We start from the raw sequence: 25670 nt of genomic DNA, 5'->3' as shown, positions 1-25670 counted from the left end.
TGATGACGGCGGCGCCGAGGATGGCGGCGATCAGGCCGTATTCGAGGGCGGTGACACCCTTCTCATCCTGGCGGAGGGCGGCGACGAGGCGGCGGAAGTCGGCGAACGACATGGGGTGGTCCTTTCTGGATCGGATCGGGGTCGGGGCGGCGGTCTGGCGGATCAGAGCGTCAGCTTGGCGACGACGCTGGTGAAGAAGGTGCCGAGGCCGGTGCCGAGGGTGGTGAAGGCGGTGATGACGGCGGCGCCGAGGATGGCGGCGATCAGGCCGTATTCGAGGGCGGTGACGCCCTTCTCATCCTGGCGGAGGGCGGCGACGAGGCGGCGGAAATCGGCGAACGACATGGGGTGATCCCTTTCTGGCCTGCTCCACGGCCTTCGCCATGGGTTGGTTGGGTGGGGCTCCGCGGCCCGGGCCGGCTGCGGCGCGTAACATTAATGAGCCCGTAGCGAATTTATGATTTGTGCCCTCGCTGGTTGCAAGACTTATTTTGGTCTTACTTTTTAGACAATCGACGATGTGCACGAAAAGCACATCGAAAAATCCAAGCGCTGACAGGGGCCTGGGAGAACCCCCCGGTGTCTCAACCTATGCGGATCATCGCCGCACACCGACCCCTGCCAATACCAACTCACGATTGCGTGAGATCTTATTTTTGATTGTTTGTATAAAAAACGGTTCCTTCGGCACAGGCTTCCCGCCGCGCCGCGCGTGCCGCTAGGCTCCTCCGCATCCCCGGAGGATCCGCCATGCATCCCATCCTGACCCGCCGTGCCCTGCTCGCTGCCGGGACCGCCACGGCGGCCTTCGCCGCGCCGGGCATCGCCCCGGCCGAGGCGCAATCCCCGCCCGGCGTCATCGTCATGGCCAAGCAGATCGACGACATCACCAGCCTCGATCCCGCCGAGGCCTTCGAATATACCGGTACCGAAATCATCGGGAACGTCTACCGTAAGCTGGTGACCACCCCGAATGACGATCCGGCGCGGCTGGTCGGCGACCTGGCGGAAAGCTGGGGGACGACTGATAACAAGGTCTTTACCTTCGTTATCAAAGCCGGCGCGAAATTCGCCTCCGGCGCGCCCGTGACGGCGGAAGACGCCGCCTTCTCGCTCCGCCGCGCCGCCATCCTCAACAAATCGCCCGCCTTCATCATCAACCAGTTCGGCTTCACCAAGGACAATGCGGAGGCGCGAATCCGCGCCACCGATGCCCGCACCCTCGTCCTGGAATGCGCCGCACCGACCTCGCCGAGCTTCCTCTACTACTGCCTCTCCGCCGCGGTCGGATCGATCGTGGAGAAGGCCGTGGTCATGGCCCGCGCCCAGGGGGAGGACATGGGCAATGGCTGGCTGAAGCAGAATTCCGCCGGCGGCGGCGCCTATGTGCTGCGCCAGTGGCGGGCGAGCGAGAGCGTCATGCTCGACGCCAACCCCAATGCCGATCCCGCGCCCCGCACGCGTCGCATCATCATCCGCCACATGCTGGACAGCTCCGCCCAGCTGCTTGGCCTGCAGCGCGGTGACATCGACATCGCCCGCAACCTGGTGGCGGACCAGATCAACGCGCTGCGCAGCGACAACCGCTTCCGTGTCATGCCCCAGCGCAAGGCCAGCTTGATGTATCTCAGCCTGTCGCAGCGCCACCCCGCGCTGGCCAGGCCGGAAGTCCGCCAGGCCATCAAGCTGGCGATCGATTATGAGGGCATCCAGCGCAACATCGTCTCCACCACCTACGCCGTCCACCAGGCCTTCCTGCCGGAGGGCCTGCCCGGCGCGCTGACGGAAAAGCCGTTCTCGCAACGGCAGGAGGAAGCCCGCGCGCTGCTGCGCCAGGCGGGCTTCCCGAACGGGCTCGATGTGGCGCTGGACTATTCATCCGGCGCGCCGATCTCCGACATCGCCCAGGCCATCCAGGCGCAGCTCGGCTCTGTCGGCATCCGGCTTCGCATGGTGGCCGGGGAGATGCGGCAGGTCATCACCAAGACCCGCGCCCGGCAGCATGAGATGGCGATCGTCCGCTGGGGGTCCGACTATTTCGACCCGCACAGCAATGCGGAAGCCTTCAGCATGAACCCGGACAATGGCGACAACGCCCGCAACCGCACGCTGGCCTGGCGCGCGAGCTGGGAGATCCCGGACCTCACCGCCCGCACCGCCGCCGCGGTGACGGATACCGACGGCGCCCGCCGCGTCGCCACCTACCAGGCGCTGCAGCGCGAACACCAGCAGGTCTCCCCCTTCGTCATCCTGCTGCAGGAGATCGAGGTGGCGGTGACGCGCGCCAATGTCACGGGCCTGGAACTCGGCCCGATGAGCGACCGCACCAGCTTTTCCGGCATTGTGAAGGCGTGAGGCTCAAGGCCTTCGGGGCCACACTGGTCACGGTGCCGATCACGCTGTTCGGCCTCGTGCTGGTGACCTTCCTGATCGGCCGGGTCGTGCCCATCGACCCGGTGCTCGCCATCGTCGGCGACCGCGCACCGCAGGAGGTGGTGGAGCGCGCGCGCCTCGAACTCGGCCTCGACCGGCCGCTGATCGAGCAGTTTTTCAGGTTTGTGGTGCAGATCGCGCAGGGCGACCTCGGGCGATCGGTGATGACGGCCAATCCCGTCACGCAGGACATCGCGCGCTTCTTCCCCGCCACCTTCGAACTGGCGACGGTCGCGATCATCCTGGCGACGCTGGTCGGCGTGCCGCTCGGCGTGCTGGCGGCGGTGCGGCAGGGCGGGTGGCTGGATCAGGCCGTGCGGCTTTTCTGCCTGGCGGGGCACAGCCTGCCGGTCTTCGTGCTCGGCCTGCTGTCGCTGCTGCTGTTCTACGCGAAGCTCGGCTGGGCGCCCGGGCCGGGGCGCCAGGGCATCGCCTTTGAGGACATGGTGGATGTCCGCACCGGCGTGCTGACCGTGGACGCCCTGCTCGCGAATGATTGGGGCGCCTTCTGGGATGCGCTGGCGCATCTCGCGCAGCCCGCGGGGGTGCTGGCTTTCTTCTCGCTGGCCTACATCGCCCGCATGGCCCGCGCCTTCATGCTGGCGGAGCTGTCATCGGAATACGTCACCACCGCCCGCGCCAAGGGATTGTCCGAGACCCGCATCATCTGGCGCCACGCCTTCCGCAACATCGCCGTGCCGCTGGTGACGGTGCTGGTGCTGACCTATGCGGGGCTGCTGGAGGGCGCGGTGCTGACGGAGACGATCTTCTCCTGGCCCGGCCTCGGCCAGTATCTGACGGTCTCCCTGCTGAACGCCGACATGAACGCGGTGCTGGGCGCGACGCTGGTGGTCGGGCTGATCTATGTCGTGCTGAACCTCTTCGCCGACCTGCTCTACCGCCTGCTGGACCCGAGGGTGCGATGATGTCCCGCGCCTGGCTCCTCTCCGACGAACCTTCATCCCGCGCCCAGGCCGCCTGGGGGCGGCGCTACCAGGCGTGGCTGGCGTTCAAGCGAAACAAGCTGGCGGTGGCCGGCTTGGCCGTGGCGCTGGCGATGCTGCTGATGGCGGTCTTCGCGCCGCTGCTGGCAACCCATGACCCCGGCGCGCAGAATCTGGCCAACCGCCTGCAACCGCCTTCCGCCGCGCATTGGTTCGGCACGGATGAGCTGGGGCGGGATGTCTGGACGCGCATCCTCTATGGCGCGCGCATCACGCTCGGCATGGTCGTCGCCGTGGTGCTGCTGGTGGCGCCGGTGGGGCTGCTGGTGGGCTGTGCCGCGGGCTATGCGGGCGGCTGGCTGGACCGCATCCTGATGCGCGTCACGGACGTGTTCCTCGCCTTTCCGCGGCTGATCCTGGCGCTGGCCTTCGTCGCCGCCATGAAGCCCGGCGTGGAAAGCGCCGTCGCCGCCATCGCGCTGACCGCCTGGCCGCCCTATGCCCGCCTGGCGCGGGCGGAGACGCTGCGCATCCGCGACGCCGATTTCATCGCTGCAATCCGCATGGCCGGCGCATCGCCCTGGCGCATCGTGCTGCGCCACGTCGCCCCGGTCTGCGTGCCATCGCTGGTCGTGCGCGTCACGCTCGACATGTCCTCCATCATCCTCACGGCGGCCGGTCTCGGATTCCTGGGGCTGGGCGCGCAGCCGCCGCTGCCGGAATGGGGCACGATGATCGCGACGGCGCGGCGCTTCATCCTGGACCAGTGGTGGGTGCCGGTGATCCCGGGCATCGCGATCTTCCTCGCCTCCCTGTCGTTCAACCTTCTCGGCGACGGGCTGCGGGATGTGCTGGACCCGAAGCAGCGATGACGAATCCACTGGTTGAGATAAGCGACCTCCGCGTCGATTTCCCGGGGCCCAACGGCTTCGTCCCGGCCGTGCGCGGCGTGTCGCTCACCATGGGTCGGGAGAAACTCGGCATCGTCGGTGAAAGCGGTTCCGGCAAATCCGTCACCGGCCGCGCGCTGATGCGCCTGCTGCCGCCACAGGCGCGCGTGGCAGGGTCGCTGCGCTTCGATGGCATCGACATCGCGGCCGCCACGCCCCGCGCCATGCGGGCGCTGCGCGGCGCCCGCATCGGCCTGGTGCTGCAGGACCCGAAATTCTCCCTCAACCCCATCATGACCGCCGGCGCGCAGATCGCGGAGGCCTGGGCCACGCACCAGCGCGGCAGCGCGAGGGACGCGCGCGACGCCGCCATGGCCCTGCTGGACCAGGTGCTGATCCGCGACCCCAGGCGAGTCTATGATGCCTATCCGCACGAACTCTCCGGCGGCATGGGCCAGCGCGTGATGATCGCGATGATGCTGGCGCCCCAGCCGGACCTGCTGATCGCGGACGAACCGACCAGTGCCCTCGATGCCACCGTGCAGGCGGAGATCCTGCGCCTGATCGATCGCCTCGTCACCGATCGCGGCATGGGCCTGATGCTCATCAGCCATGACCTCCCGCTCGTCTCCCGCTTCTGCGACCGCGTCGCGGTGATGTATGCCGGCCGAATCGTCGAGGAGATCGCCGCGCGCGACCTCCACGCCGCCACGCATCCCTACACCCGCGGATTGCTGGACTGCATGCCGCGCCTCGATGCCCCCCGCGCGCGGCTGCCCGTGCTGGCGCGCGATCCACGGTGGCTCGGGTGATCGCGGTCCAGGACCTCGATGTCCGCTTCGGCGCCGTGCACGCCGTGCGCGGCGTCTCCTTCGCCATCGCGGCCGGGGAGAGCTTCGGCCTGGTCGGCGAAAGCGGCTCCGGCAAATCGACCGTGCTGCGCGCCCTGGCGGGGCTGATCCCCGGCTGGACCGGCGGCATGAGCCTGCAGGGCAGGGCACTCGGCCCGAAGCGCGACCGCACCTTCTTCCGCAGCGTGCAGATGGTCTTCCAGGACCCCTACGGGTCACTGCACCCCCGCCAGACCGTGGACCGCATCCTGGCGGAACCGCTGGCGATCCATGGCCTGGACAGCGCCGAGGCCCGCATCAAGCGCGCGCTGGAGGAAGTCTCCCTCTCCTCCATCGTGCGCTTCCGCTACCCGCACCAGCTCAGCGGCGGCCAGCGCCAGCGCGTCGCCATCGCGCGCGCGCTGATCGCCGATCCCGCCGTGCTGCTGCTGGATGAACCGACGAGCGCGCTCGATGTCTCCGTCCAGGCGGAGGTGCTGAACCTGCTGGCGGATTTGCGCGCCGCCCGCCAGCTGACCTGCATCCTGGTCAGCCACAACCTCGCCGTGGTCGCGCATCTCTGCGAGCGCCTGGCCGTGATGCAGCAGGGCAAGGTGGTGGAGGCGCTGGACGTTGCCGCCTTGCGCGCCGGCCAGGCCCAACACCCCCACACCATCGACCTCGTCACGCTGTCGCGCGACCTGGATGGCTGACCCGCGCTATCGCGCGACCTTGAGACTTAGCCCACCGCGCGCGTAGACCCCTGCTGGTCATTCGCGCCGCGCCGTTCATGCCGCCCCTCGCGGAACTCCTCGATCATCTTGCGGCAGAAGGCCGGGATGTCGCCGGGGTTGCGGCTGGTGACGAGGCCCTGGTCGGTCACGACCTCCGAATCCTCCCACTGCGCGCCGGCATTGCGGAGGTCCGTCTTCAACGACGGCCAGGACGTCATCCGCCGCCCGCGCACGCCATCGGCATCGATCAGCGTCCAGGGGCCGTGGCAGATGGCCGCGATGGGCTTGCCGGTGGTGACGAAATGCCGCGTGAAGGCCACGGCCTTCTCTGTCATGCGCAGCGTGTCCGGGTTCATCACGCCGCCGGGCAGCACCAGCGCGTCGAAGCCCTCCGCGTTTGCCTCATCCAGCGTCTGGTCGACGGCGACGCTGTCGCCCTTCTCATCATGCTTGAAGCCCTGGATGGTGCCGGGCTTGATGGAGACGATGGTGACGCTCGCGCCCGCTTCCTTCAGCGCGCGCACGGGCTCCGTCAGCTCCACCTGCTCATACCCATCGGTCGCCAGCACCGCGACCTTCTTCCCGCTCAGTTCACCAGCCATGCCCGAATGCTCCTCGACGTGTTCCAGGGCAGAGCGCGCCGCACCCGCCGTGGTTCCCCGGGCCAGGAACAGCACCGCCGCGGATCACGCCGCCTTCAGCGGGAAACAGAATTACTCAGCCAGGCACCCGATACCGCACCACGTCATCGGCGCCGTGCGCCGTCACCAGCCGCCCGCGCGCCAGCAGCCAGTTGAGATGCGCCAGCCCCTCCCCGATCACGAACAGCATCTGGTCCATGTCGTAGTCCCGCTGGAACATCAGCCGCGCGGCCTCATAGGCCGTGCGCGGCGTGGCGCAGATCTCCTCCAGCAGCGCCAGGCGTTCGGCGTGATGCGCGGCCAGCACGGCGATGCGGTCATGCAGCCCGAAGAAGGGATCGCCGTGGGAGGGCAGGACAAGCGTGCCCTCCGGGAGCGCCAGCAGGCGGCGGTTCGACTCGAGAAAATCGGAAAGCGGATCGGCCTCCGGCTCCGGCGGAAAGACGCCGACATAGGGGGAGATGCGCGGCAGCACCTGGTCGGCCGCGATCAGCACGCCCTGTGCGGCATCGTGCAGCAGCATCATCTCCGGCGCATGGCCGCCGCCGCGATGCAGCGTCCAGTCCGTTTCCCCCACCCGCAGCAGCTGCCCGGCGGCGATGCGGCGGTGGCGTAGCGGCAGGTCCACGACATCCGGGCGGTAGAAGGGCCGCCGCCCCAGCAGGTGCCGCAGGTAGTCCGCCGGCGCCCCGGCCGCCTCCCCCAGCGCGGCCTGTTCCGCCAGCAGCGATTCCGGCGCCTCCCGCAGCAGCAGCCGCGCCTGGAGGTATTCGCTCCGCGCCATCAGCAGCGGCGCGCCCCAGCACTCGCACAGCCATCCCGCCAGGCCGACATGGTCGGCGTGGAAATGCGTGACCAGCACGCGCGTCACGGGCAGGCCATCGAGATGCGTGGCGAGGATCGCCTCCCACGCCTGGCGAGTCTCGGGCCGGTCCAACCCCGCATCGATCACCAGCCAGCCCGCCCCGTCCCGCAGCAGCCAGCAGTTCACATGCCAGGGCGGCCCGGCCAGCGGCATGCGGACCCAGAGCAGCCCGGGGCGGATCGCCACTGCCTGGCCGGGCGCCGGGGGATCGGGAAGCCGGTCGGGTGTTGCCTCGGGAATGGTCATGGTCCGGTCATCTGCGCGTTTTCCTGCCTACAGCCCGGGCGCACCAACGGCCACCCCGCGCGTCGCGCCAGGCGCGCCGCACCCCGGGCGTTCAACACCGTCCGGTAGCGCCCCGGCTTCCCACTGTTTCAGTCAGATGCGCCCTTGCGTCCCGCGCCGCGCCCCTCCATGAATGCAGGCAGCGCACGGCGGGCATGCGCCGGGGGCATCGCGATCGGGACACTGATCCACCACCCCCCGGCGCCCACGACCTTGTCCGGCGCACAGGGGCAATGGGAGGCGTTCGAGGGTGTCCGACACGATCCTCGAGACCGAGGGAATGACGAAGGAGTTCCGCGGCTTCGTCGCGGTCAGCGACGTGCGCCTGCAGGTGAAGCGGGGCACGATCCATGGGCTCATCGGTCCCAACGGCGCGGGCAAGACCACCTGCTTCAACCTGCTGACCAAGTTCCTGCCGGTCACGCGCGGCAAGATCAGCTACGAAGGCCGGGACATCACCAATCTGAAGCCCGCGGATATCGCGCGGCTCGGCCTGGTGCGGTCCTTCCAGATCTCGGCGGTCTTCCCCCATCTGACGGTGCTGGAGAATGTTCGCCTCGCTTTGCAGCGCGCGCGTGGCAATTCCTTCGATTTCTGGCGTCCTGAATCGCTGCTGAAGCGCTACGACAGCCGCGCCATGGAATTGCTGGAGGATGTGGGCCTCACGGAATACGCCCGCCACAACGCCGGCGAACTCTCCTACGGCCGCAAGCGCGCGCTGGAGATCGCGACGACGCTGGCGCTGGAACCCACCATGATGCTGCTGGACGAACCCACGGCCGGCATGACGCATGACGATGTGGACCGCATCGTCGCCCTGGTGCGCCGCGTCGCCGCGGGGCGGACGGTGCTGCTGGTGGAACACAATCTGAAGGTCGTGGAAGGGCTCTGCGACACCATCACGGTGCTGGCGCGCGGCAGCGTGCTGGCGCAGGGGGACTACGCCACGGTGTCGCGCAACCCCGAGGTCCAGGCCGCCTATCTCGGCACCGATCCCGGCATCTCGGGGGGCACCGCCCATGGCTGACGCGCCCGCCATGCTCGAAGTCCGCGACCTGGAAGCCTGGTACGGCGAAAGCCACGTCCTGCACGGCATGTCGATCGACATCCGGCAGGGGGAGGTCGTGACGCTGCTCGGCCGCAACGGCGCGGGCAAGACCTCCACGCTCCGCGCCATCATGGGCCTCACCGGCCGCCGCACCGGGTCGATCAAGTTCGAGGGGAGGGAGATGCTGAGCCTCCGCCCCGACCTGATCGCCCGCGCCGGCATCGCCTATTGCCCGGAGGAGCGCGGCATCTTCGCCTCCCTCGACGTGACGGAAAACCTCATGCTCCCCCCGGTGATCGCGCCGGGTGGCCTGAGCCTGGAGGAGATCTACACCCTCTTCCCCAACCTCAAGGAACGCGCGCGCAGCCAGGGCACGAAGCTGTCCGGCGGCGAACAGCAGATGCTCGCCATCGCGCGCATCCTACGCACCGGCGCGCGGCTGCTGCTGCTGGATGAGCCTTCGGAAGGCCTCGCCCCCGTCATCGTCCAGCAGATCGGCGCCATGATCCGCAACATCAAGCAGCGCGGCTTCACCGTGCTGCTGGTGGAGCAGAATTTCCGCTTCGCGCAGACCGTCGCGGACCGGCACTATGTCGTCGAACACGGGCGGGTGGTGGATGAGGTCGCGAACAACGACCTCACCGCCAGCATGGACCGCCTGCACGAATACCTGGGTGTGTAAGCCCAGCCGGCCGGTTCACCAGGACCCCAACAGGAGGAAGCCATCATGAGTCTCGACCGCCGCTCCATCATCAAGGGCGCCGTTGGCGCCGCCGCCCTGCCGGCCCTGGGCGGGCTGCCCTTCCGCAGCGCCCGCGCGCAGGCCGCCAACACCATCCGCATCGGCGTGCTGAACGACCAGTCCGGCCTCTATCGCGACATCTCCGGCCCGGGCTCCACCCACGCCGTGCAGATGGCGGTGCGGGAATCCGGCATCACGCAGCGCGGCATCAATGTCGAAGTCGTGCAGGCGGACCACCAGAACCGCCCCGATGTCGGCTCCACCGTCGCGCGCCAGTGGTACGATCAGGCCGGCATCGACGTGATCGTCGATGTGCCGACCTCCTCCGTCGGCCTCGCCGTCAGCACCATCACGCGGGAGAAGAACAAGCTCTTCATCAATTCCGGCGCCGCGACGTCGGATCTGACCGGCTCCGCCTGCTCCCCCAACACCATCCACTGGACCTACGACACCTACATGCTCGCCAAGGGCACGGGTGGCGCCATGGTGGCCGCCGGTGGCCGGACCTGGTTCTTCATCACCGCGGACTACGCCTTCGGCCATGCGCTGGAACGTGACACGACCGCCTTCGTCAACGCCGCTGGCGGCCGCGTGCTGGGCGGCGTCCGCACGCCCTTCCCGGGCACCACGGACTTCTCCTCCTTCCTCCAGCAGGCGCAGCGGTCCCGCGCCAATGTCATCGGCCTGGCCAATGCGGGCGGTGACACGATCAACTCCATCAAGCAGGCGGCGGAATTCCGCATCACCCGCGGCGGCACCAAGCTCGCCGGCCTGCTGGTCTTCGTCACCGATGTCCACTCGCTGGGCCTCGAAGTGGCGCAGGGCTTGGTGGTGACGGAAAGCTTCTACTGGGATTTGAACGACCGCACCCGCGCCTTCACCCAGCGCCTCGGCAACATGCCGGGCAACCTCCGCCCCTCCATGGTGCAGGCCGGCTGCTATTCCGGCGTGCTGCACTACCTGAAGGCGGTGGCGGATATGGGCGTTGCGGCCGCCAAGGCCTCCGGCGTCGAAGCCGCCAACCGCATGAAGGCGATGCCGACCAGCGACGATGCCTTCGGTGAGGGCACGGTCCGCCCCGACGGCCGCAAGGTCCACCCGGCCTATCTGTTCGAGGTGAAGACCCCCGCCGAGAGCCGCGGCCCCTGGGACTACTACAAGCTGATCTCCACCATCCCGGCGAACGAGGCCTTCCGCCCGATCACCGAGGGTGGCTGCAGCCTCATCCGGTCCTGATGCCGACCGCCCCGGGGGTGATCCCCCGGGGCTTTCCTGTCTGACCACCTGAGCGGGGCAAGTGCTGCGGTATGGAAGACCTGCTGTTCGAAATCCAACTGGCCATGCCGCAGGTCGTCCTCGGCGTGATCAACGGAGCCTTCTACGCGCTGCTGTCGCTCGGCCTCGCCGTCATCTTCGGCATGCTCAACGTCATCAACTTCGCCCATGGCGCGCAGTTCACGCTGGGCGCCTTCGTGGCCTGGATGCTGCTGTCCTGGCTCGGCATCGGCTATTGGCCGGCGCTGATCATCGCGCCGCTGATCGTGGGCGCGATAGGTGTCGCCATGGAACGCACCATGATCGCCCGATTGTACCGAATAGATCATCTCTATGGCCTGCTGCTCACCTTCGGCTGCGCATTGGTGATCGAGGGCCTGCTCCGCAACAATTTCGGCTCCTCCGGCCAGCGCTACTCGCCGCCGCGGGAATTCGCGGCACTCGACCTCGAACTCGGTGACTTCTTCCTGCCGGGCTATCGCGTCTGGGTGCTGATCGCCGCTTCCACCGTCTGCCTGGCCACCTGGCTCATCATCGAGAAGACGAAGGTCGGCAGCTACCTCCGCGCCGCCACCGAACGCCCGCAACTCGTGCAGGCCTTCGGCATCAACGTGCCCCTGATGATGACGCTGACCTACGGCGCCGGCGTGGCGCTGGCCGCCTTCGCCGGCGTGCTGGCCGCGCCGATCTATTCCGTCAGCCCCGCCATGGGCGCCAACTTCATCATCACCGTCTTCGCCGTCGTCGTCATCGGCGGCATGGGATCCATCGCGGGCTCCATCGTCACCGGCTTCATGCTGGGCCTCATCCAGGGCATCACGGAAGTGTTCTGGCCCGAGGCATCGCAGACCGTCGTCTTCGTCATCATGGCCATCGTGCTGCTCACGCGGCCGGCCGGCCTGTTCGGGAGGGCCTGACATGGCCGAGGGCAGCATCGCCACCGCGCCATCGCCCGGCGCCCCCTCCGTGGACCAGGAGATGTTCTTCGGCTTCACCCGCCCGCAGGCCGCCGCCTTCCTCGCGCTGGTCGTGATCGTCGTCGCCAGCCCCTTCGTCGTCTATCCCTTCTTCCTGATGAAGCTGCTGTGCTTCGCGCTGTTCGCCTGCGCCTTCAACCTGCTGATCGGCTATGTCGGCCTCCTCAGCTTCGGCCACGCCGCCTATTTCGGCATGGGCGCCTATGTCAGCGGCTATGCCGCCAAGGAATGGGGCGTGACGCCGGAAGTCGCGATCCTGCTGGGCGGCGCCACGGGCGCGCTGCTCGGCATCCCCTTCGGCTGGCTCGCCATCCGCCGCACCGGCATCTACTTCGCCATGATCACCCTGGCCCTCGCCCAGATGGTCTATTTCTTCTGTGTCCAGGCCCCCTTCACCGGCGGCGAGGACGGCATCCAGGCCATCCCGCGCGGGCACCTCTTCGGAATCTTTGATCTCGACAGCGATTTCGCCATGTACTGGGTCGTGGCCGGTGTCTTCCTCGGCGGCTTCCTGCTGATCCATCGCGTCGTCCATTCGCCCTTCGGCCAGGTGCTGAAGGCGATCCGGGACAATGAGCCGCGCGCCATCTCGCTGGGCTACCGCACCGACGACTACAAGCTGATGGCCTTCGTGCTCTCCGCCGGCATCGCCGGCCTGGCGGGCGCGGTGAAGGCGCTGGCGATGAAGATCGCGACGCTGACCGACGTGCTCTGGACCATGTCCGGTGAGGTCGTGCTGATGTCCCTCGTCGGCGGCCTCGGCACCATCTTCGGCCCTGTCGCGGGCGCGGCCGTGATCGTCACCATGCAGACCTACCTGGCGGAATTCGGCGCCTGGGTGCTGGTCATCCAGGGCGTCATCTTCATCGCCGCCGTGCTCGCCTTCCGCCGCGGCCTGGTCGGTGAGATCGGGAACCTGCTGAAGGTCAAGCTGTAGGGCGCAAGAGGCTTCTTTTTGCCCGATCATCGCGCAGCTTGTCCGGTGTTTGGGCAGATTTCTGCACCGGGACGCGCCTAGGTGCTGGGATACAGGGTTGCGTCCCCGCAAGTCTGTGTCACATGACCGGGCATGACCTGGTCCATCCTTGCGCGTGACGCGGCGACGGGCGAACTCGGCGTGGCCGTGGCCAGCCGGTTCCTGGCCGTGGGTGCCCTCTGTCCCCGTGTGGAGGGCGGCGTCGGCGCCGCGGCCACGCAGGCCCTTGTGAACCCCTTCATCGCGCCCCGCGCGCTGGCCGCGCTGAAGGCCGGGCAGGGGGCCGAGGAAGCGCTCGACGCCCTCATCGCCGCCGATGCCGGCCGCGCCACCCGCCAGGCGCATGTGCTGGCCGCGGATGGCAGTTCCGCGCGGCACACCGGCACCGATTGCATCGGCTGGTGCGGACATGTCGCGGGCCCGGACGTATCCGTCGCCGGCAACATGCTGGCCGGCCCGCAGGTGATCGAGGCGACTCGCGATGCCTTCCTGGGCAGCACGGGGCTGCCCCTGGCCGAACGCCTGATGCTGGCGATGGAAGCCGGGGAGGCAGCGGGCGGCGACAAGCGCGGCCGGCAATCGGTGGCGCTCCAGGTCGCCTCCGATGGCCCGATCCCCGATCTCGACCTCCGCGTCGATGATCATGCGGACCCGCTGGCGGAACTTCGCCGCATCTACCGGGTGTGGCACGGCTACACCCGCCACTTCCGGCGCTTCCTGCCAGGCGTGGACCACCCCGGCGTCTTCGACCGCGCCGTGATCCAGGCGGCGGTCGCCGCGGCGCAGGAGTCAGGCGAGTAATGGCCGACCAGATCCTCGAACTCCGCGACGTCACCGTCAGCTTCCCGACCGATCGCGGGCTGCTGCGCCCGGTCGATGGCATCTCCTTCGCCGTGGCGGCGGGCCGCACCACCGCCGTCGTCGGCGAAAGCGGCTGCGGGAAGTCCGTCACCGCGCTCGCCGTCATGGGCCTGCTGCCCACGGGCGGCCGCATCGGCGGCTCCATCCGCCTGGCGGGGAGGGAGGTGTCGACCCTCACGCCCGAGGAATGGCGCGGCAAGCGCGGCGGCGAGATGGCGATGGTGTTCCAGGAGCCGATGACCAGCCTGAACCCCGCCTTCACCGCCGGCGAACAGGTGGCGGAGGCGCTGCGCATCCACCAGAAACTGGACCCGAAGGCCGCCTTCGACCGCGCGGTGGAGATGCTGGCCCGAGTCCGCATCCCCGATGCCGCCCGCCGCGCCCGCCAGTATCCGCACCAATTGTCCGGCGGCATGCGCCAGCGCGTGATGATCGCCATGGCGCTGGCCTGCAAGCCACGCCTGCTGATCGCGGATGAGCCCACCACCGCGCTCGATGTGACGGTGCAGGCGCAGATCCTGGCCCTGATCGATGAATTGAAGCGGGAGACGGGGACGGCGGTGGTCCTCATCACGCATGATCTCGGCGTGGTCGCGGATCATGCCGATGATGTGGTGGTGATGTATGCCGGCCGCGTCGCCGAACGCGCGCCGGCTGAACAGCTTTTCGCCACGCCGCAGCACCCCTACACCATCGGCCTGCTCGGCGCCGCGCCGCGCCTGGAAGGCGGCGCCGCCCGCCTCGCCAGCATCGAGGGCACGGTGCCCGACCTGCTGCACCCCCCCGCCGGCTGCCGTTTCGCCGCGCGCTGCCCCTTCGCGGTGGCGAAATGCCGGGAGGAAGCGCCGCTACTCGGGGAAGTCCTGCCCGGCCACCACGTCGCCTGCTGGCGTGCACCGCTGGATACGCTTCTGGAGAACGCCGCGTGACCGCGCCGATGCTGGAACTCCGCGACGTCGTCCGCGCCTTCCCCGTGCGCGACGCGCTCGGCCGGTCGAAGGGCGCGGTGCGCGCGGTGGATGGCGTTTCGCTCAGCGTGCCGCGCGGCAGCGTGCTCGCCATCGTGGGCGAATCCGGCTGCGGGAAGTCGACGCTCGGCCGCCTGGCGCTGCGCCTGATCGAACCCGACAGTGGCGCGATATTGTTCGAGGGCGAGGACCTTCGCTCCCTCTCGGCCTCGGCGCTGCGTGCCCGGCGGCGCGACATGCAGCTGATCTTCCAGGACCCCTTCGCCAGCCTCGATCCGCGCATGACGGTGGAACAGGCCGTCGCGGAACCGCTGCGCCTGCACGGCATCGTGCCGCGCGCCGGCGAACGCGACCGCGTCGCGGAACTCCTCTCCCGCGTCGGGCTGCGGCCGGAACTCGCGCGGCGCTGGCCGCATGAATTCTCCGGCGGCCAGCGCCAGCGCATCGCCATCGCGCGCGCGCTGGCTTCCGGCCCCAAGCTGATCGTCGGCGACGAACCCGTCTCCGCGCTGGACGTGTCGGTGCAGGCGCAGGTCATCAACCTGCTGCAGGACCTCATCCGCGAACTCGGCCTGACCTTCGTGCTGATCAGCCACGACCTCGGCGTGGTGCGCCACATCGCGGATCGCGTCGCGGTCATGTATCTCGGCCGCATCGTGGAGGAAGGCCCCACCGCGGAGGTCTTCTCGAACCCGAAGCACCCCTACACCCGCGCGCTGCTGGCGGCAGTACCAGGGCAGGGGCACACCAAGGGCGCCGCCGCGCTGCTGGAAGGCGATGCGCCGAGCCCGATCGATCCGCCCAGCGGCTGCCGCTTCCGCACGCGCTGCCCCTTCGCGGAGGCGATCTGCGCGGCGCAGATTCCTCCTCTCGCGGATCACGGGCACCGCGCCGCCTGCCACCGGCAGGCGGAACTTCCCCCCGCCGCCGCGCGGTATGAACGCGATGCCGGCGGCGAACGCCTCAAGCGCCTGCAAGCCTTCTTCAGCGACCAACGAACGGGAGAATGACGGCAATGATCCGTAAGACCCTCGCCATGGGCCTCGTCGCCCTGGCCGCCCTTTCCGCCGCGCCCGCCGCGCAGGCGCAGAACATCCGCATCGGCCTGCGCGAAGACCCCGATATCCTCGACCCGACCCTGGCCCGCACCTTCGTCGGCCGCATCGTCTTCGCCGGCCTCTGCGACAAGCTCTTCGACATCAATGAGAAGCTGGAGATCGTCCCCCAGCTCGCCACCGGCTATCGCTGGGAAGACCCGCAGAGCCTGCTGATCACCATCCGCCAGGGCGTGAAGTTCCACGATGGCGACACGATGACGGCGGAGAGCGTCGTCTATTCGCTGACCCGGCACCTCACCATGCAGGGCAGCTTCCGCCGTGGCGAGATCAATTCCATGACCTCGGCCGAGGTGGTGGACCCCCAGACCGTCCGCGTGCGCCTGCGGGAGCCCTTCGCGCCCTTCGTCAGCCAGCTGACCGACCGCGCCGGCATGATCGTGAGCCCCCGCGCGGCCGAAGCCGCCGGCCGCAATTTCGGCAACCGCCCCGTCTGCGCCGGCCCCATGCGCTTCGTCGAACGGGTGGCCCAGGACCGCATCGTGCTGGAGCGATTCCCCGACTACTGGGACGCCGGCCGCGTCCATATCAACCGCGTCACCTACCTGCCCATCCCGGACAACACCGTCCGCCTGGCCAATCTGCAATCCGGTTCGCTCGAACTGGTGCAGACGATCGAGCCCGATGACCTCCGCCAGGTGAACCGCAATTCGCGCCTGCGCGTCAGCGTCTCCGACGAACTCGGCTACCAGGGCATCACCATCAATGTCGGCAATGGCGCCCGCGCGCAGACGCCGATGGGGCAGGACGCCCGCGTGCGCCGCGCCTTCGAACTCGCCATCGACCGCGCCGCCATCAACCAGGTGGTCTATGAGGGCCAGTACACGCCGACCGCCCAGGCCGTGCCGCCCTCCAACCCCTATCACGCGCGCTCCATCACCCCGCCCGCGCGCGATGTCGCCCGCGCCCGCGCCCTGCTGGCCGAGGCCGGCGTGCGCATGCCGGTGCAGGTGGAGATGACCATCCCCAACAACCCGGATCTCCGCCAGGTCGGCGAGGTCATCCAGGCCATGGTGCGCGAAGCCGGCTTCGAGCTGCGGCTGAACGCGATGGAATTCGCCTCCTCCCTCCAGGCCGCGACGCGCGGTGAGTTCGAGACCTATCTGCTCGCCTGGTCCGGCCGCGCCGACCCCGATGGCAACATCTTCACCTTCATCCACAGCCAGGGCCCGCAGAATGACGGCAAGTATTCCAACCCCGAGGTCGATCGCCTGATCGCCGCCGCGCGGGTGGAATCGGACCAGGCCCGCCGCGCTGCGCTGTATGAGCAGATGTGGCGCGCCCGCGCGCAGGACCTCGGCCTGATCTACCTCTGGCACCGCAAGAACATCGTCGGCCACACCACGCGCCTGACGGGCTTCGTGCCGGTGCCGGACGGGCTGATCCGCCTGCAGGGCATGCGCCTGAACTGAGGAAGCGACCGATGCGCGGTGTCCTGATGCTTCTCGCGCTTCTCGCGGCGGTCGCACCCGCCGCGGGACAGCCGCTGCGCATCGGCCTGAAGGACGACCCCGACATATTGGACCCGACGCTGGCGCGCACCTTCGCCAGCCGCACGGTCTTCATCGGGCTCTGCGACAAGCTGTTCGACGTGGATGACAAGCTGGGGCTGGTGCCCCAGCTCGCCACCGGCTGGTCCTGGGCGGACCAGCGGACGCTGCGCATCACGCTGCGCCCCGGCGTCACCTTCCATGACGGCCGCCCGATGGATGCGGAGGCCGTGCGCCATTCGCTGCACCGGCACCTGACGATGCAGGGTAGCTTCCGCCGCGGTGAACTCACCAACCTCCAGGCGATCGAGGTGGTGGACCCGCTGACCATCCTGCTCCGCCTCGATGCCCCCTCCGGCGCCTTCCTGTCCCAGCTCTCGGACCGCGCCGGCATGATCCTGAGCCCCGCGGCGGTCGAAGCCGCCGGCCGCGATTTCGGCCGCGCCCCCGTCTGCGCCGGCCCCTTCCGCTTCGTGGAGCGCATCGCCCAGGACCGCATCGTCCTCGACCGTTTTCCTCAATACTGGGACGCGGCTCGCATCCACATCCCGCGCGTGACCTTCCAGGCCATCCCGGACAACACCGCGCGCCGCGCCAACCTCCAGGCCGGCGCGCTCGATGTCGCGATGCAGGTGGAGCCGGATGACGTGCCCGCGCTGCGCCGCAACGCGCGTCTCCGCATCGCCCAGGCCGAGGAACTCGGCTACCAGGTCATCACCTTCAACATCGCCAACGGCCCGCGGTCCCGCACGCCCTTCGGCCAGGATGCCCGCATCCGCGCGGCATTCGAGGCCGCGATCGACCGCCAGGCCATCAACCAGGTGGTCTATGGCGGGCAGTACACGCCGACCGTCCAGCCCGTGCCGCCCGCTTCCCCCTACCACCTCCGCGCCATCGGGCCGGTGCCGGGCAGGGACCTCGACCGCGCCCGCGCGCTTCTGCGCGAAGCCGGCGCCACCACGCCCGTCTCCCTCTCGCTGACCGTCCCTAACAGCCCGGACCTGCGGCAGGTGGGGGAGATGATCCAGGCCATGGTGAGGGAGGCCGGCTTCGACCTCCGCCTGAATGCGATGGAATACGCCTCCGGCCTCGCCGCCTCGAACCGCGGGGATTTCGAGGCCTCGCTGACCGCCTGGTCCGGCCGCCCTGATCCCGATGGCAATATCTACCACGGCGCCCATAGCCGCGGCGCGACGAACGAGGGCAAGTACGCGGACCCCGAGGTCGACCGCCTGCTGGACGCGGCCCGGGCGGAGACCGATCTGCCGAAGCGCCTCGCCCTCTATGACGCCGCCTGGCGCATCGCCATCGGGAGGGACCGCAGCCGGATGTACCTGTGGCACCGCATGAACATCACCGCCTACAGCGCCCGTGTCCGCCGCTTGCAGGCGCATCCCGATGGCCTCATCCGCCTGCAGGATGTTCGCCTTGACTGACCATCTGACCCAAAGGATCGCCTGACCATGTGGGCCTGGCTCCTGCGACGCATCGGGCAGATCATCCCGACGCTGATCATCCTCTCCTTCATGATCTTCGGCCTGCAGCAGTTGATGCCCGGCGATCCCGCGCTGATCCTGGCCGGCGAGGAACGCGGCGACCCGCTGGTGCTGCAGCAGATCCGGGAGGAGTTGCGTCTCGATCGCCCGATCGTGGAGCAGTACCTGTACTGGGTCGGCAATGTCGTGCAGGGGGATTTCGGGTTCTCCTGGCGCATCCGCATGCCGGTGACGGACCTCATCCTCCAGAAGCTGCCGGTGACGATCCAGCTCGCCACCATGTCCTTCATCATCGCCATCATCATCGGCGTGCCGCTCGGCATCCTCTCCGCCGTGAAGCGGGACACGCCGACGGATTGGGCGGCGAACGGCATCGCGCTGTTCGGCATCTCCACGCCGAATTTCTGGCTCGGCATCATGATGATCCTGCTGTTCAGCGTGCAGCTGGGCTGGCTGCCGCCATCGGGCTACGTGCCGCTGTGGGAAGACCCGGTGCAGTCGCTGGCCACCACCATCATGCCCGCCTTCGTGCTCGGCACCGGCGTTGCTTCCGTGCTGATGCGCCACACCCGCGCGGCGATGCTGACGGCGCTGAGCCAGGACTACATCCGCACCGCCCGCGCCAAGGGCGTGTCGGAGAAATCGGTCATCCGCCGCCACGCACTGCGCAATGCGCTGATCCCGGTGGTCACGCTCGGCACCATCGAATTCGGCCGCCTGCTGGCCGGCGCCGTGCTGACGGAGCAGATCTTCACCATCCCCGGCTTCGGCAAGCTGGTCGTCGATGCCGTCTTCAACCGGGACTATCCGGTGGTGCAGGGCGTCGTGCTCGCCACCGCGCTGATCTTCGTCCTCCTCTCCCTCATCGCCGATATCCTTTACATGGCGATCAACCCGCGCCTGAGGCAGGCATGAGCACCACCGTCGCCACCAAGGCGCCGCCGCTGGAGCGCGGCCAATCCCCGGCGCGGCGCGCCGTCCGCCGCTTCCTGCGCCACAAGCTGGCGGTGGCTGGCCTGGTGGTGGTGCTGTCCTTCATCCTGATCGCGGCGCTGGCCCCCTGGATCGCGCCCTACGACCCCATCGCCACCAGCTGGACCAACATCCGCAAGCCGCCCTCCGCCCTGCACTGGTTCGGCACGGATGAGAACGGGCGGGACGTGCTGTCGCGCCTGATCTGGGGCGCGCGGGCATCGCTGATGGCGGGCGTCATCTCCGTGCTCGGCGCGGTGCTGATCGGCGTGCCCATCGGGCTGCTCGCGGGCCTGGCGGGGGGCTGGGTGGATGCGACCATCTCCCGCATCGCGGATGCCATGCTGTCCGTGCCCTTCCTGATCCTGGCGATCGCGCTCGCCGCCTTCCTCGGCCCGGCGCTGGAGAATGCGATGATCGCCATCGCCATCACCGCCAGCCCCGTCTTCGTCCGCCTGTCCCGCGGCATGGCGCTGGATGCGAAAAGCACGGATTGGGTGGAGGCATCGCGCGCGCTGGGCAACCCGCCCTGGCGCATCGCCTTCGTCCATGTCCTGCCCAACATCATCCCGCCGCTGCTGGTGCAATCCACGCTGGCGATCGCGGAGGCGATCATCGCCGAGGCGTCGCTCAGCTTCCTCGGCCTCGGCCAGCAGCCCCCGGCGCCGTCCTGGGGGTCGATGCTCAACAGCGCCCAGCGCTTCCTCGATGGCGCGCCCTGGCTCGCCATCGCGCCCGGCGCGGCGATCTTCGTCGTCGTCCTCGCCTTCAACCTGGTCGGTGACGGGCTGCGGGATGCGCTGGATCCCCGCGCGGATCGGCGCTGAGGCACCAGCGCGCCGGCACGCGCTGAACGGAGCCTCGTCGCGCGCCTTGGCGCCATCCCATAGGGAGGATGGCGCCTACAGGACGAGGACAAGGCCGCGACGACCGCCCTTGCACCCCTGGCACGCGCGATGATGCCTGCCCCCGCTGCCAGGGCGGCGGGCCGCACCGGCCAGATGGCCTCGGGTATCGGCGGCGGGTAGCGCAGCAGGAAGGCGAACCCGGCCCTACCGCGCCGCCGCTTCCGCCACCGCCGTCTGGATCGCGGGATGCAGGTCCCGCAGCCGCATCGGCTTGCCCAGCAGCCCGGCCAGCCCCGCCGCCCCGCAGCGTTCCCGCAGCGCCGTGTCGGGCTGTTCGGCGGTGCCGATGATCGGCACCCGCGCCTGGCCCTTCGTCATGCCGAGCAGCCGCGATGCCGTCTCCCACCCCTCCGGCCCGTCCAGGTCCAGCATCACCACGTCGAAGGCCTGGTCCCGCAGCGCCGCTTCCGCCGCCTTCCCATCGCCCACGGTGGTGACGGCGTGGTCCAGCTGCCGCAGCAGGGCGCTGGCCGCGGTGCGGTGGCTGGGCAGCGCCTCCACCACCAGCACGCGGCGCCCGCCGGCCGCTTCCATCCGCGCCAGCGCCGGCAGGCCGAGCGGCAGTTCGAACCAGAAGGTGCTGCCCTGGCCCGGCTGGCTGTCGAAGCCGATCCGCCCGTCCATCAGCTCCACCAATTGGCGGGAGATCGCGAGGCCGAGGCCCGATCCGCCATAGCGCCTGGTCGTCGACATCTCCGCCTGCGCGAAGCGTTCGAAGAGCTGGGGCCAGGATTCCCTGGGGATGCCGATCCCGGTATCGGCCACCTCCACCCGCAGCCGCCCGCCGGCGGGCAGCTGGAGCCATCGGGCGCGGATCCGGATCTGCCCGCTTTCCGTGAACTTCACCGCATTGCCGGCCAGGTTCACCAGCACCTGCGCCACGCGCATCCGGTCCGCCATCACCTGCCGCGGCAGGTCGGGCGCCAGCTCCACCGTCCAGCCCACGCCCTTGCGCAGCGCGGCGGCGGCCAGGGCCGATAGCGGCTGGGACAGCATCGGCACCGTGTCCACCGACGCGACCTCGATCTTCACGCGCCCGGATTCGAGGCGGGAGATGTCGAGGATGTCGTTGATGATGCCGAGCAGCAGGTTCCCGCTGTCGAGGATCACCTGCACCGCCTCCCGGTCCGCCTCGTTCAGCTCGGAGGCCGCGAGGATCTGCGCCATGCCGAGGATGCCGTTCAGCGGCGTGCGGACCTCGTGGCTCATATTCGCCAGGAACTCGCTCTTCGCCCTGGTGGCGACCTCCGCCTGTTCCTTGGCGGTGCGCAGCAGCGCCTCCCGCAGCCGGGCTTCCTCCAGCAGGGCGCGCTGCCGGGCCTCGCTGGCGGACAGCGCCTCCAGCCTCTCCCGCATCGCGCCGGCCATGGCGATGAAGGTGCTGCCGAGCCGCGCGATCTCGTCGCCCCCGCCTTCCCGCGCCACGGTGGCGCGCAGCGCGCGGGGGTCCAGCGGCGTGTCGTAATCCCCCCCGCGGATCGCCGCCGCCGCCGCTTCCAGCCGCTTCAGTGGCCGGAACAGCCAGCGGGAGCCCAATTCCACCACCGGCACCATCAGCGCCACGCAGAGGATGGCCGCCACGACGCCCCCGGTGACGAGCGCCGCGTGCGCGGCCTCGATCGGTGCCAGGGACATGCCGAAATGCACGGTGCCGAGCCGCTGGCCCGCCAGGCTCACGGGCGTCTCGTACACCATGCGGCTGTCGCCATCGGGCATGGCCAGGGGCCGGCCCTGGTACTGCGGCGTGCCGTCCCGCGCCACGTTCCACCCCGCCGCCGCCACCGGCTGCCCGCCCGCATCCAGCAGCACCATATGCGCGAAGCTGCCGGCGTTGACGCTTTCCGTGATGATGGCCTGGATGGTGGCAAAGTCCCGTTCCGCCAGCGGCGCCGCCAGCGCCGCCTGCAGGATCGGCCGCGCCGCCGCCGCGCGGCTTTCGAACTGCGCTTCCAGCACCTTCAGCACCAGGCGGTCCTGGATCATGGTCAGCGCCGCCGCCAGCGCCACCAGCGCGCAGGCCGCCAGCGTGAACAGCTTCAGGCGGAAGGGAAGGCTCCGCAGCATGCCAGGCGCGGCCAGGACGCCGCCGTCCTCAGGCGCCGCGCAGGAGGGTGCGGGTTTCGTCCACCACGTCATCCACCTCCGCCAGATCGGCATCCGTCACCGCGCGGATGCCGCGGAAGCCGGTCAGTTCGAAGAACTGGCGCGCGGCGGGGCTGGCGGGGAAGCGGCTGATGCAGGTGGTGATGCGGCGCGCTTCCTCCGGCGGCGTTCCCGGGCCCAGCAGCATCAGGAAGGCCGGCACGGCGGCGAATTGCTGCCAGACCACCAGCGTTTCCCGCACCGCGGGGCCGATGGCGTTGAATTCGCCCCGGCTCATCACCGCCAGCGGCGTGTCGGGGCCGGTCAGCAGCTGCGCCAGGCTGTCCTCGTTCCGCGCATGGACGGCGGTGGCGTCCTGGCCGATGCGGATTCCGGCGGCGCGCGCCCAGTGGACGAATTTCAGCGCCACCAGCGATTGCGGGTTGGTCATGGCCACCTGCCGGCCGTGGATCGCGCCGATATCGGTGACGGGCCGGTCCCGGTGCGTCACCAGCAGGCCGGGGATGCGCGGTTCGTAGATCGCGAAGGGCTGAAGCCCCGCATCCTTCTGCGCGACGCGGCCGAGGTTGGCTGCCGTCACCACCAGCCCATAGGCGCCGGCCACCGTCCGTTCATGGAAGGGCGCCAGCCCCGGGGCCGTCACCACCTCCACCGGCCGTGCCAGGTCCTGTTCCAGGAAGGCGCGGAAGGGCTGGTACTGCGTCAGCAGCACGCGGGGGCTGACATTGGGCATGACGCCGAATTGCAGCGGCGACGCCTGGGCGCGGGCGGGGCGGGCCAGCAGGGCGGGCGCGCCCAGCAGGGGGACCGCCAGCAGGGCAGCGGCGCCGACCGCACGTCTCGTCAGGTGATTGGTCACAACCGTGCGTCTCCCTTCGCTGCCAGGCCGGCTCTTGCCTTCATTCTGACACGCAATCGGCCTTCGCACAGCCATTCTCGTGCCGGCTCCTTTCCGAGTTCAAAACAGCCGCCTTCTGCCCGCAACTTGCGGCATGCAGGCCTTGATGCGGCCGGGCCTTGATGCAGCCGGGCCGAGGGGCGATGTCAGAGACAACATGCGCACCACTGACCGCCCTCCCGCGTCCCGCTTCCCGGCAGCCGGGCAGCCAACCCTGGCACGGCCGCGGATCCTGCTGCCTTCCATCCCCTGGCCCCTGCGCCGGGTGGCCGGCATGTGGCTGATGGGCCTGACGCTCTGGATGGCCTGCATCCTGGCGCTGTTCCGATGAACCGCCCGGCCCCCGATGGGCGTCCCCCCGATTGGCGCCACCCCGATGCCTGGCGCGACGCCCGCGCCAGGCTGGAGGACCAGGCCAGCCGCTTCCGCGCCGGCACGCGCGGCCTGCTGCTGCCGCTGTTCACCTGGCCCCTCCTGCCCGACGCGGTGATCGAGATCGCGCGCGGCAACACGCGCGGCGTGGTCGCCGCCGGCCTCGGCATCGGCCTGCCGCTGCTGGCCGTGCGCACGCTGCGCCGGGGCCGGGCAGGGGATACGCGCCGCGCCGCCGTGCTGATGGCCGTCGCCACCGGCCTGGTCGCGGGCCTCGGCGCGCAGATGGGCGCGCCGCTGGCCGTGCTGCTGGCCGCCGGCGCCTGGGCCGGCACCCGCCTGATGTATGACGGCGCGGTGCCGGAGGTGGAGGCCCCGCCGCCCCCCGCCGCCCCCGGCCCGCTGGACGATGCCCGCGCCCGCCTGGCCCGCATCGCCGCCGCCCCCACGCTCGCCGGCGTCACCGGCGCCATGGCCGCGGTGCTCGATGACCTCGATGCCCGGCCGGACCGCCTGCCGCTGGCCCGCCGCTTCCTCGCCGTCCATCTGGATGGGCTGGAACGCATCGCCGATCGCCTCCAGGCCGGCGCCGAACCGCCCCCCGGCATGCCGAAGCTGCTGGAGGATCTGCAATCCGCCGCCGAGGAACTCCAGGCCCGCCTGCGCGCCGAGGAGAGTGCCGCCCTCGACATCCAGGTGAAGGTGCTGGCCGAGCGGCTGCGCCAGGAAGGATACGCATGAGCACGACCCAGCCCACCGTCCCGGACCCGGCGCCCGTCGCGGGTATCGACGAACTGGCTCGCCAGATCGACCTCTCCGACCCCGGCTCCATCCTCCGCTTCGGCCAGCAGACGCAGACGCGCGCCCAGGCGGCGGCGGATGCCATGCTGGAAGGGGCGAAGAACCAGGAGACGGGGGAGGCCGGGCGCACCCTGTCCTCCCTGCTGGCCACGCTGCGCGGCTTCGATGTCACCAAGCTCGACGAACGCCCCGGCTTCTTCGCCCGCGTCTTCACCAAGGCCGGCGCGGAAGTCACCGGCATCATCCAGAAGTATGAGACGGTGAAGGGCCAGATCGAGGGGATCGGCGACAAGCTCGACACCCATCGCACCCGGCTGCTGGAAGATGTGGAGCGGCTGGAGCGCCTGTATCAGGCGACGCTGGAGTGGTTCCACGCACTCGGCGACCACGTCCAGGCCGGGGAAGCCGTGCTGGCCCGGACCGATCAGGAGGCGATCCCCGCCATGGAAGCCGCGCTCGCCGCCAATCCCGGCGACGATCTGGGGCCCCAGCGGCTGCGGGACCTGCGCGGCGCGCGGGACGAGCTGGACCGCCGGGTGCATGATTTGCGGCTGACCCGCCAGGTGGCGATGCAGGCGCTGCCCTCGATCCGGCTGATCCAGGAAAATGACAAGGCACTGGCCAGCAAGATCCACTCCGTTCTGGCCAACACCGTGCCGCTGTGGCGCCAGCAGCTGGCCCAGGCGCTGGCCATCCACCGGATGCGCGAAGCCGGTTCCGCCGTGAAGCAGGCCACCGACCTGACCAACCAGCTGCTGACCGCGAATGCGGAGACGCTGCGCCGCGGCAACCTCGAAGCCCGCACCGAACTCGAACGCGGGATCTTCGACCTGGCCGCCGTGCAGAAGGCCAATGCCTCCCTGGTCGCGACCATCGAGGACAGCCTGCGCATCGCCGACGAGGCCCGCGGCCAGCGCGCCCGCGCGGCGGAGGAACTGGCCAAGCTGGAAGGCGACATCCGCCGCGTGCTGGTCCAGGCCAAGGCGGGGGTGCCGGTCACCCGCCCGGTCTAGGCTTGGCTGGCGCGCGCAATCCGGTTGCGCGCG

General features: G+C 69.8%; 25 protein-coding genes. 20 read left to right on the top strand and 5 right to left on the bottom strand.

The annotated features are described in order from the left end of the window. Positions 1-162: 162 nt before the first annotated feature. Complete coding sequence (locus ACTIE5_RS04450; protein WP_203075351.1) at positions 163-345, bottom strand: Flp family type IVb pilin; 183 nt, start codon at positions 343-345, stop codon at positions 163-165. Positions 346-750: 405 nt separating this feature from the next. Here ACTIE5_RS04450 and ACTIE5_RS04445 point away from each other — a divergent pair, with 405 nt between their 5' ends. The 5 genes from ACTIE5_RS04445 to ACTIE5_RS04425 are packed head-to-tail and all read left to right on the top strand — an operon-like array spanning position 751 to position 5810. Further along, positions 751-2355 (top strand): ABC transporter substrate-binding protein, encoded by a 1605-nt coding sequence (locus ACTIE5_RS04445; protein ID WP_439548481.1) that lies wholly within the window; start codon positions 751-753, stop codon positions 2353-2355. Beyond that, positions 2352-3359, top strand: coding sequence for an ABC transporter permease (locus ACTIE5_RS04440; RefSeq protein ID WP_439548480.1), 1008 nt, complete (start codon positions 2352-2354; stop codon positions 3357-3359). The genes ACTIE5_RS04445 and ACTIE5_RS04440 overlap by 4 nt, the downstream gene beginning before the upstream one ends. After that, a complete protein-coding gene (locus ACTIE5_RS04435) occupies positions 3356-4249 on the top strand; it encodes an ABC transporter permease (protein ID WP_439548479.1) in 894 nt (297 codons plus the stop codon). The genes ACTIE5_RS04440 and ACTIE5_RS04435 overlap by 4 nt, the downstream gene beginning before the upstream one ends. Beyond that, positions 4246-5079, top strand: a complete 834-nt coding sequence (locus ACTIE5_RS04430; RefSeq protein WP_439548478.1) for an ABC transporter ATP-binding protein — start codon at positions 4246-4248, stop codon at positions 5077-5079. The genes ACTIE5_RS04435 and ACTIE5_RS04430 overlap by 4 nt, the downstream gene beginning before the upstream one ends. Next, on the top strand, positions 5076-5810 hold the full coding sequence (locus tag ACTIE5_RS04425) for an ABC transporter ATP-binding protein (RefSeq protein WP_439548477.1): 735 nt from the start codon (positions 5076-5078) through the stop codon (positions 5808-5810). Before ACTIE5_RS04430 ends, ACTIE5_RS04425 begins: the two co-directional genes overlap by 4 nt. 26 nt (positions 5811-5836) lie before the next feature. On the opposite strand, the gene ACTIE5_RS04420 is transcribed toward ACTIE5_RS04425, so the two are convergent. Both ACTIE5_RS04420 and ACTIE5_RS04415 read right to left on the bottom strand, forming a co-directional pair. Further along, the gene (locus ACTIE5_RS04420; protein WP_439548476.1) at positions 5837-6433 is read right to left on the bottom strand and encodes a type 1 glutamine amidotransferase domain-containing protein; all 597 of its coding nucleotides are present in this window, start codon (positions 6431-6433) and stop codon (positions 5837-5839) included. 115 nt (positions 6434-6548) lie between these two features. Beyond that, complete coding sequence (locus ACTIE5_RS04415; RefSeq protein WP_439548475.1) at positions 6549-7583, bottom strand: MBL fold metallo-hydrolase; 1035 nt, start codon at positions 7581-7583, stop codon at positions 6549-6551. Between the two features lie 289 nt (positions 7584-7872). On the opposite strand from ACTIE5_RS04415, the gene ACTIE5_RS04410 reads away from it, so the two are divergent. The 12 genes from ACTIE5_RS04410 (at position 7873) to ACTIE5_RS04355 (ending at position 20369) form a co-directional block, all read left to right on the top strand. Beyond that, entirely contained in the window at positions 7873-8649 is a 777-nt protein-coding gene (locus tag ACTIE5_RS04410) for an ABC transporter ATP-binding protein (protein WP_439548474.1), read from the top strand. Beyond that, the gene (locus ACTIE5_RS04405; RefSeq protein ID WP_439548473.1) at positions 8642-9352 is read left to right on the top strand and encodes an ABC transporter ATP-binding protein; all 711 of its coding nucleotides are present in this window, start codon (positions 8642-8644) and stop codon (positions 9350-9352) included. Before ACTIE5_RS04410 ends, ACTIE5_RS04405 begins: the two co-directional genes overlap by 8 nt. 45 nt (positions 9353-9397) lie before the next feature. Further along, positions 9398-10648 (top strand): ABC transporter substrate-binding protein, encoded by a 1251-nt coding sequence (locus ACTIE5_RS04400; protein WP_439548472.1) that lies wholly within the window; start codon positions 9398-9400, stop codon positions 10646-10648. Positions 10649-10719: 71 nt separating this feature from the next. Then, positions 10720-11604, top strand: coding sequence for a branched-chain amino acid ABC transporter permease (locus ACTIE5_RS04395; protein WP_439548471.1), 885 nt, complete (start codon positions 10720-10722; stop codon positions 11602-11604). Position 11605: 1 nt separating this feature from the next. Beyond that, positions 11606-12601 (top strand): branched-chain amino acid ABC transporter permease, encoded by a 996-nt coding sequence (locus ACTIE5_RS04390; protein ID WP_439548470.1) that lies wholly within the window; start codon positions 11606-11608, stop codon positions 12599-12601. 132 nt (positions 12602-12733) lie between these two features. Continuing rightward, the gene (locus ACTIE5_RS04385; RefSeq protein ID WP_439548469.1) at positions 12734-13441 is read left to right on the top strand and encodes a DUF1028 domain-containing protein; all 708 of its coding nucleotides are present in this window, start codon (positions 12734-12736) and stop codon (positions 13439-13441) included. Continuing rightward, complete coding sequence (locus ACTIE5_RS04380) at positions 13441-14430, top strand: ABC transporter ATP-binding protein (RefSeq protein WP_439548468.1); 990 nt, start codon at positions 13441-13443, stop codon at positions 14428-14430. The genes ACTIE5_RS04385 and ACTIE5_RS04380 overlap by 1 nt, the downstream gene beginning before the upstream one ends. After that, positions 14427-15479 carry an ABC transporter ATP-binding protein gene (locus tag ACTIE5_RS04375; protein ID WP_439548467.1) on the top strand — a complete coding sequence of 351 codons (1053 nt, stop codon included), beginning with the start codon at positions 14427-14429 and terminating at the stop codon, positions 15477-15479. The genes ACTIE5_RS04380 and ACTIE5_RS04375 overlap by 4 nt, the downstream gene beginning before the upstream one ends. A 5-nt stretch (positions 15480-15484) precedes the next feature. Continuing rightward, a complete protein-coding gene (locus tag ACTIE5_RS04370; protein WP_439548466.1) occupies positions 15485-16996 on the top strand; it encodes an ABC transporter substrate-binding protein in 1512 nt (503 codons plus the stop codon). An 11-nt stretch (positions 16997-17007) separates the two neighbouring features. Beyond that, the gene (locus ACTIE5_RS04365) at positions 17008-18510 is read left to right on the top strand and encodes an ABC transporter substrate-binding protein (protein ID WP_439548465.1); all 1503 of its coding nucleotides are present in this window, start codon (positions 17008-17010) and stop codon (positions 18508-18510) included. Between the two features lie 27 nt (positions 18511-18537). Then, positions 18538-19485, top strand: a complete 948-nt coding sequence (locus tag ACTIE5_RS04360; protein ID WP_439548464.1) for an ABC transporter permease — start codon at positions 18538-18540, stop codon at positions 19483-19485. Next, positions 19482-20369 carry an ABC transporter permease gene (locus ACTIE5_RS04355; RefSeq protein ID WP_439548463.1) on the top strand — a complete coding sequence of 296 codons (888 nt, stop codon included), beginning with the start codon at positions 19482-19484 and terminating at the stop codon, positions 20367-20369. The genes ACTIE5_RS04360 and ACTIE5_RS04355 overlap by 4 nt, the downstream gene beginning before the upstream one ends. 225 nt (positions 20370-20594) lie before the next feature. Here ACTIE5_RS04355 and ACTIE5_RS04350 read toward each other — a convergent pair whose 3' ends face one another. Both ACTIE5_RS04350 and ACTIE5_RS04345 read right to left on the bottom strand, forming a co-directional pair. Further along, positions 20595-22514: an ATP-binding protein gene (locus ACTIE5_RS04350; protein WP_439548462.1), complete on the bottom strand. Its 1920-nt coding sequence runs from the start codon at positions 22512-22514 to the stop codon at positions 20595-20597. A 28-nt stretch (positions 22515-22542) separates the two neighbouring features. Further along, complete coding sequence (locus ACTIE5_RS04345; protein WP_439548461.1) at positions 22543-23412, bottom strand: phosphate/phosphite/phosphonate ABC transporter substrate-binding protein; 870 nt, start codon at positions 23410-23412, stop codon at positions 22543-22545. 196 nt (positions 23413-23608) lie between these two features. Between ACTIE5_RS04345 and ACTIE5_RS04340 the strand changes: the two genes are divergently transcribed. Genes ACTIE5_RS04340 through ACTIE5_RS04330 form a run of 3 tightly spaced genes read left to right on the top strand, consistent with a single transcriptional unit; the run spans position 23609 to position 25637 of the window. Continuing rightward, positions 23609-23782: a hypothetical protein gene (locus ACTIE5_RS04340; RefSeq protein ID WP_439548460.1), complete on the top strand. Its 174-nt coding sequence runs from the start codon at positions 23609-23611 to the stop codon at positions 23780-23782. Further along, positions 23779-24564 carry a hypothetical protein gene (locus tag ACTIE5_RS04335; RefSeq protein ID WP_439548459.1) on the top strand — a complete coding sequence of 262 codons (786 nt, stop codon included), beginning with the start codon at positions 23779-23781 and terminating at the stop codon, positions 24562-24564. The genes ACTIE5_RS04340 and ACTIE5_RS04335 overlap by 4 nt, the downstream gene beginning before the upstream one ends. Next, on the top strand, positions 24561-25637 hold the full coding sequence (locus ACTIE5_RS04330) for a toxic anion resistance protein (protein WP_439548458.1): 1077 nt from the start codon (positions 24561-24563) through the stop codon (positions 25635-25637). The genes ACTIE5_RS04335 and ACTIE5_RS04330 overlap by 4 nt, the downstream gene beginning before the upstream one ends. The last annotated feature ends 33 nt before the right edge of the window (positions 25638-25670 follow it).

This window comes from Falsiroseomonas sp., from assembly GCF_051859025.1.
GTDB lineage: Bacteria > Pseudomonadota > Alphaproteobacteria > Acetobacterales > Acetobacteraceae > Falsiroseomonas.
This window is presented reverse-complemented; position numbering and strand designations above follow the sequence as displayed.